At 59.3% G+C, this 7,400-nt stretch carries 5 protein-coding genes; 1 reads left to right on the forward strand and 4 read right to left on the reverse strand.

Annotated features, from left to right (window positions below):
• Positions 1–236: 236 nt before the first annotated feature.
• Positions 237–2,711: a tetratricopeptide repeat protein gene (locus B5E60_RS10780; protein WP_087311501.1), complete on the forward strand. Its 2,475-nt coding sequence runs from the start codon at positions 237–239 to the stop codon at positions 2,709–2,711.
• Here the strand turns inward: B5E60_RS10780 and B5E60_RS10785 are convergent, their stop codons facing one another.
• Genes B5E60_RS10785 through B5E60_RS10800 form a run of 4 tightly spaced genes read right to left on the reverse strand, consistent with a single transcriptional unit; the run spans position 2,712 to position 7,224 of the window.
• Positions 2,712–3,821 (reverse strand): carboxypeptidase-like regulatory domain-containing protein, encoded by a 1,110-nt coding sequence (locus B5E60_RS10785; RefSeq protein WP_087311502.1) that lies wholly within the window; start codon positions 3,819–3,821, stop codon positions 2,712–2,714.
• Positions 3,814–4,884, reverse strand: coding sequence for a hypothetical protein (locus B5E60_RS10790; protein ID WP_087311503.1), 1,071 nt, complete (start codon positions 4,882–4,884; stop codon positions 3,814–3,816). Before B5E60_RS10790 ends, B5E60_RS10785 begins: the two co-directional genes overlap by 8 nt.
• A 1-nt stretch (position 4,885) precedes the next feature.
• Entirely contained in the window at positions 4,886–6,907 is a 2,022-nt protein-coding gene (locus B5E60_RS14080; protein ID WP_204246468.1) for a hypothetical protein, read from the reverse strand.
• 32 nt (positions 6,908–6,939) lie between these two features.
• Positions 6,940–7,224: a RyR domain-containing protein gene (locus B5E60_RS10800; protein WP_087311504.1), complete on the reverse strand. Its 285-nt coding sequence runs from the start codon at positions 7,222–7,224 to the stop codon at positions 6,940–6,942.
• Positions 7,225–7,400 lie beyond the last annotated feature (176 nt).

Below are 7,400 nucleotides of genomic sequence, written 5' to 3' on the forward strand. Positions count from 1 at the left end.
ACATGCGTCCACGAGGCGTCCAGCTACATTTCTTTCAATGTGTCAAGTTTGCGAAGTTTGAGCGTGAAAGAAAACGTAACGAAACGTTCGTATAAAATGTCCGGCTCCGCGGATCGGCACGGAACCGTCTACAAATGTAGAAAAATATTTTGAACCGGACTCAACCCGACGCCTCAAAATCAACGGTTCTGAGAAGGAATCGTTATCTTTGTAGAACAACCCAAACGATTCCCTCCATGAAGCATCTCGTCATCCTCGGCCTCTCGTGTCTGCTTTTCACCGGAACAATCCGGGCGCAGGTGGTCCAAAAGGGCAATGTCCGCATCTACAACTCCCACAAGACGCCGTTGGCCGGCGTGCAGCTGCTGGTGGCGGGCGCCCCCGCGACGGACTCCGACGGAGAGGGCCATTTCTGTCTGGATTTCATCCACGCCCAACCGGGCACGGCGATCAGCTCCCCGTTCGTATACAAAAAGGGGTACGAGCTCGTGAACGAAGAGCTCCTCAACGGTTGGATTCTGACGGAGAAGCGCCCGATGGAGATCGTCATGGCCCCCGAGGGAACCATCGAGGAGCAGAAAAACCGCTACTACGCCATTGCCGTCGAGCATTTCACCAGGCTCCGCAACCAGACCATCGACAGCATCAACCGGCTCTATACCCACCGGGAGATGAGCCAGGAGGAACGGGCGCAACGGTTGCGAAAACTGGCCGAGGAGAACCGGGCCTATCTGAAAACGCTGGATGAATATGCCGGAAAGTTTGCCCGCATCAATCCCGACGACATCGACGAGATGGAGAGGCAGGTGCTGGAACTGGTCGACAGCGGCCGTCTGGATGAGGCCATCGAACTGTACCGCAACTCCGGACTGATTGAACAGGCCGGCCAAAAACTACAGCAGCGCGCCGAGGCCGACGAGGACATAACGGCTCTCGTCGAACGGATGTACCGCTACGCCGATCTGTGCACCCTGACCGGCGGAGCGGAGAATGAACGGAAATCGTACGACGTCTACCAATGGATCGCCCGAATCCTGCCCGACCGATTCCCCTATGTGCTGAACTACACCCTGCGCAAGATCAACCGTTTCGAGGAGGATCTGGACGAGTGGATCGACCGCTGTCAGCAGCTGGCATACGACGAGAAGTCGCTGCTGCTGGTTCTCTCCCTCCGGATGACGGTGACGCGCAACCTCCGGCACGACTACACCCAGGCGCTGGAGTACGGCATTCAGGCGCTGCAGATCCTGCAGCAGGCCCACCGTGCGATGCCGTCGGGCGATTATCTGGCCATCGACCACCTGACCTCGTTCAATCTGGCGCAAACATACGAGGCCATGCACCAGTGGGACGATGCCGAGGAGATCTATCTGGATGAGATCCGCGAGCTGCAGGATGAGATTGCGCAATCCGACAATCCGGTCTTCGTCCGAGTTCAGAAAGGCGCGCTGGTCAACACCTACACGGCCCTGATGGATCTGTATGCGGACAGGGAGGAGGTCCAAAAGGCGGAACAGATCTTTGCGGAGGTTCGGGACTTTATCGCGCAACACATGCCGGATGACGAGCAGACGGCGCTGGCGTTGAATCAGGAGCATCTGGACATGATGCTGAAGCTGGCCATGAAGGCCGGAGACCAGCAAAAGGCCTATGCCGTCGCCAAGCAGGCGTGGGTGAATGCGGAGGAGAGGTTCCGGAAAAATCCCCACGCCACGGCTGCCGAATATCTGGGGCGGTACAAGATCTATCTCACCCTGTGCATCACGGCCGACAACGACGCCTTCCTGGAAGAGGCGGCCCGTTTCCGGGATCGAATCGAGCAGGAGTTTGCCGGGTTGTCGACCGAACCGCGAATCCAGGCGCTGGTCGATCTGGAGACCATCTACGCCACCTTCTACGCGCAGAAAGGGAATCTCGCCGAGGCCCGGCCGCACATCCTGAAGGCCAACGATTATGCCGAAGAGCTGAATCGGATCAACGCCTCGGGGAATGCCGAGACCATTCTTCTGGTGCGTGCCAAATACATCGACGATCTGCTGACGTTGTCCAAAACGCAGGAGGCGGCCCAGGCCGCACTCGATCTGGAAACGCTCTATGCCATGCAGGCGCTCTGGGGGTACGAATCGCTGGCCGTAGAGAACAGCATCGGCACCGCGCTGATCACCGGCGGCCTCTACGATCTGGGGTTGAAATATCTGGAGCACGTGAAGGAGGCCCGCGAGGCCGAGCTGAAACGGTACCCCGACAACTCGGAACTGAAATCCAGCCTGAGCACGACCTACAACAACCTCGCTTTGGGATACGGCAAGCTGAAAAAATATCCGCAGGCCCTCCGCGAACAGAAGAAGGCCTACGAACTGATGAAGGCGCTCTACCCGCTCAACAAGGTGTCCATGGGCACCAACTACATGCTCATGACCCTGAATACCAGCATCTGCTACTACCGGACCGGCGACAACGAGCAGGCGCTCGGATATGCCACGGAGGCGCTGGTCGTCGCCGAGGAAATGAAGCGCCTCACCCCCCTCTTCGCCACCTATCCCATCCTGATCAAACTGGCCAAGGGAGAGCTGCTGAACAAGCTCTCGCTGCCGGGAGGCCGGGAGATGCAGGCCGAGGGGCTGAATTACCGGCCGGGGAGCCTGCCCAACGACACGCTCCTGCGGTTCAGCATCGAGGAGTACCACCGGAACGGCTATTACAACCAATAATCAGCGGCGGTGCAAAATAATCTTCCAGGGGACCTTGTCGGATACGGGGCCGGTAAAGTCCCATAACTCGTACCCCTCCTTGAAGGCCTGTACGCGTTGCTGGGGACGCTGCCGGTCGGAGGGGATCCGCAGGCGGAAGTTTCCCGTTTCGTCCGAAACCGTCCGCAAGTCGAATACCTGCAGGGTGACCCCCGCCAACGGACGGTTGTTCTCGTCCTTGACCGTTCCATAGAGCAGCGAAAGGCTTGCGTCGCGACGGATGGGGATCACCAGTCGCTTCTCCAGATCGAGCAGCGTGTCGACCGGTTCGTAACCCCGGGAGGAGACCGCAATCTGCACCGGCCGACCGACATGCCGCGCATGGATCTCCTTGAAGATGACCTCGTCCGTCAACCGCTCCAAATGTTTCGTCTCGCTTTTATCCGCGTAGATCAGCGTGATGTCGGCTCCCTGAAACGGCAGCTGCGACGGCGTTCGGTCATCCAGGCAGATCGTCACGGTGACGGGAACGAAGCAGAGCACGACCATGATGACCAGAAAGGCAACAACGGCCGGAGCCAGTACATGGGAGAAGGCGAATTTCAGCCGTTCGGCCATCCTCTCCCGCTTGCGGGGAGCCCGGATGAAGCCCTCCTCCTCGAGCATCTTCAGCTGCCGGTCAAACTTCACATGCCAGTCGTCATAGGTGGCATATACGTCACAAAAGTGGCCCAGCCGCTTTTCGCAGTACTCTTTGAAGTCCCGCAGGGCGTCATCCTCAATTCCCTCCTCCTTGAAATAGACAAAGATCCGGGGGCGCCGCCCGTTCTGACGGAAAGCCGCCGAGGCAACCTCCAGCTCCTCGCGCGTGTAGCGCCCCAGCCGCGTATGGAAGAGAAAGATCACCAGATCGCACTCGCGGATGAAATCATTGTAACGATCCTGCAACCGTCCCTCATTCAGCGAACTGCTGAAATCCTTCCAGGTCCGGTGGTCGAATACGATCCGCTCCTCACGATACAGTTTGTTCTTGTCGGAGAAGTACAGATCGAACATCTCCTTGTCCTGATCCAGCTCCGCCGACGAGGCGATGAAAACCCGAATTTCGTTATAGTCTCCTTTCTTAATCATGGGTCCAACTGTTTTCCTTTATTTTCGCCCAGTTCATCCGGGCATTTATGCGGTCCTGCAGCAGATCGACTTTCCGCCCGAGGCTCTTCGACAACGTCGCTCCTTCCAGCGAACGGTGCAGACTGGCCTCAATGCATTCGATTTCGGCCACCGTCTGCGCCTCCCGCACCAACACGCGATACTCATCCAGGGCAGCGCTCCGCTCCCCGACCGCAAATCTCCACTCGACAACTTCCAGTTTCAGAGCGACCTCCGCAGCCGCAGCACCGATCAGACGCCCCACGGAATCACATCCTTCGACATCACCGAGCCGCCGCATGATCCGGAAACTGTTCATCAGCGAGGGGACCAGAAGCCGCAGATCCTCATCGGCCACATTGCGGCCCACAACCCGCCGGGCCAGCACCGAATCGGTGCGCATCTGCTCGTAGAGCCCGATCGCACCCTCCACGTCTCCGCGGTCGAGCAACGCCAGCGCCTGTCTCTCTCCGGCATCCAGTTCGTCCCGATTGATACGCGCGAACAGCGCGGCATAGCCGTCCACCTGCTGCCTCAATCGGGCATGAACACGGGTGAGCGAGTCGAGTTCCCGGGCATACTGCGCTTCGGCAATCCGCTGGATCCGGCGGCGGGCCTCCAACTCAACCACCGACCGCCGATAGGCCTGCTCCACGGCAGACATACCAATCCGATAATAGCGTTTTCGGAGGGAATCAATGACCTCCGTACGCCCCAAGACCACTTCCAGGACCGCATCGGCGGACAAATTCCACTGCTCCACCTTTTCCCGGTTCACCAGTTCGAACCCCTGTTTATAGATCCGATCCAGAAAGAGCGGATCACCAGGCAGAGAGGCGAGAAAATTCAGTTCGAACACACCCTTCATATCGCTGTCGGAGGGGGCGGCGCCGACCGCCCTCACCTCGACGCCCGAAACGGGCCGCCGCCCGCTGCTCATCTCCAGCACGACGCCCCGCTGCACGATCTGGGCCGCCGCCGGGACAAGAGAGCAGCCTCCTGTCGCAACTCCCGCAGCAATCAGTATTTTGATCCATCCACCCATCTTACGCCTCCATGATAAACAGCAGATACTTCGCCAGATAGCGATCCTGATCCCGGATCTCGTCGTCCAGTTCGCCGTAGGGGCGGATGTCGGGATGGACGAAAAGCCGGTTCTTGTACGCAGCGCAAACCGTCTTGTCCCGGCAGAGGATCTCCTCTTTGCGCGTCGGCCTGCGGTATCCCAGCAGGAGTTTCTCCATGTTCCAGCGGTTGTGCTCCACCTCGGCCAACAGTTCGATCTGCTCCTCCGTCAGCCGCACCTCGGGCCCGGCTGTCAGGCACAGCGACCGCAACTTGAGGTCGGCCGAATCGGCACAATAGAAGTTCGACCATTGACGAGCCACCGACAGCTGATCCCAGGCCTTCTGCAACACGGCCTCCGAAGGGTATTCCGAGGGGCCGGCATGGTGTCGGCAGCGGAAATCATAGATATAGTTGACCAACTGCGCACGACGGGTGTTGCGCCGGTCCAGATCGAACGGATGGGCCAGCATGCCGAACGGAAAGACGTGCGAATAGCGGTTCAGTGGCTCCCTCTTGAGGCGGTTGTTGAGCAGATCGAGCAGCGCGCTCGAGGTCTCCTGCCGCACGAAAACCGGAATATCCCGCGCATAAATCTCGTCGGGCAGGTAGAGTCCCAGCGCCATACTCCGGGGCGGGAAGTTCAAACAAACGGCAATCGACAGTTGTTGTCCAGGATCCACGGCCCACTCCGCCAGCAGTCGCTGCACGGCCGGCGTCTCGGCGCGTCCCTTGATAAATTCGAACTCCACGTCGAGGAAATCCACCCCTGTCCCGTAGGCACGGTTCGGCGGCAGAACACGGCTCTCGGCCGGATGCTCCATATCGCGGTAGCGGCTCGGCGCCAGATCGAAATAGTGGCGGTAGCGTCCGCGGAAGAAGTTCATCTCCTCGTCGGCCGCGGCGTCGATGAAGGTGATCCGGCTCTTCAGCCGCGGGTCGCGGCAGAAGTTCGGGAAGTGGAGCAGCTGCGCCGCCTCCACACCCAAAGCTACCCCCATCCGGCTCATGCCGATGATCACGAAGTGAACCGTCCGGTCGCTCTCCCGCGTGATCGGCTCACGGTCCAGGGCCGGATATTCGACCCGGGCATCCCCCTCGCCATAGCTCCGCCGGACCAGCAGTTTCTTGGCCCACTCCTCGTAGAAGTTGAAGGGGTGGAAGTCGATCTGCTGGCGCCACTCTTCGGCCAGATCCGAGATCTGGAACGCCGCGTAGGTGGTCTGGTACTCGAACAGCACCGAGACCGGAATACGCGGGCAGTCCGGCGTCCGGCGGTGGATCGCCACGATCTTCTGCAGCGAATCGATATTGAGCGAATCGTGGTCGTATTCATCCGCCTCACCGATCAGAAAGAGCTCGCGGGCCCGGGTCGTGCAGAGTTTCTCCAGCTCCTCGGTCGAGTTGCGCTGGGCGTGCAGCACCAGAATACGCCGCTCCTGCCGGGCATCGAGCACCGTATGGATCCGGTTGCGCACCTCGGCGGCGGGCCGCACGCTCTGGATCAGGATATAGCAATCCCCGTAGCGAGGATCCGAGCAGATCTGATGCACCAGCATCGGCACCATCTCCTCAAAACCGATCACCACGACATGGTTTTCGAGCGGATAGGCAATCTCGCCCTCGCGATAGCGTTCGACCCGTCGCTCCAACATGTTCGACACCACCGAGATCAGCAGGCCGCTGAAGAGCAGCAGCCCCAGAATGGCAACCCCCAACGCAAACCAGCGCAATTCGGGCTGAACGTTGGCCACGCTGCCCGGGTCGATAAACAGGCAGATCAACTGCAGCAGGCGGCCCATCGGCGCCTCTTCCCCATCCGTACGCAGCGGCCCGGAAGCGGAGGCGCCCGACGGTTCCGGGAAGGCAAAAAACCAGCTGACCAGATAGATCCCCCCGAAAAAGAGCAGCAGAATGCCGACCAGCCAGGCAAACTGCGTCCGTCCGCGCCCCGAGAAGGCCCGGTCGAAACACAACGTAAAGAGACGTCTGAGAGAGTTCATGAGGAGGTTGTTTGAATCCCGGCCGGGGACAGTTAGCGTTGAATCCGGAAGCCGAGGCGGAGAATCAGTTTAAGGGTCTGCAGGGCCGTCTGACGGTCGTATTCGCGTTCGGACTCCGGCAACTGCTCGTAGGGGACCAGGCAGGGATGGGTTTTGAGTTGATCGTCACGTCGTTCGCCGTATCGCCAACCCTCCGCAATACGGCCCTGCGCCCAGACTTCGTGCACGTTGCGGGCCAATTGCTCGGTCAGTTCATCGAGTGACTCGGGGAGTTGAATCTCCCGCGTGTCGAGCGGAGTCGGGGTATAGGTTTTCATGGGTAGCGTTGCCAGTGGATTTTGCCCATGCAAGTTACAAAATTTATTCGACACTGAAACGTAAGCAACCGGTGAATACCGTATTGATTTGACAGAGAATATTACTATTAGGTCCGACTAGGTCCAACTTGTATAAAGTTGGCTCAAGTCGGACCTAGTTTGTACTACTTGGGAGT

Source organism: Alistipes sp. An116, from assembly GCF_002161005.1.
GTDB classification, from domain to species: domain Bacteria; phylum Bacteroidota; class Bacteroidia; order Bacteroidales; family Rikenellaceae; genus Alistipes; species Alistipes megaguti.

Coding starts and splice junctions, on each gene's coding strand:
- B5E60_RS10780 (WP_087311501.1), top strand. CDS start 237: ATGAAGCATCTCGTCATCCTCGGCCTCTCGTGTCTGCTTTTCACCGGA.
- B5E60_RS10785 (WP_087311502.1), bottom strand. CDS start 3,821: ATGATTAAGAAAGGAGACTATAACGAAATTCGGGTTTTCATCGCCTCG.
- B5E60_RS10790 (WP_087311503.1), bottom strand. CDS start 4,884: ATGGGTGGATGGATCAAAATACTGATTGCTGCGGGAGTTGCGACAGGA.
- B5E60_RS14080 (WP_204246468.1), bottom strand. CDS start 6,907: ATGAACTCTCTCAGACGTCTCTTTACGTTGTGTTTCGACCGGGCCTTC.
- B5E60_RS10800 (WP_087311504.1), bottom strand. CDS start 7,224: ATGAAAACCTATACCCCGACTCCGCTCGACACGCGGGAGATTCAACTC.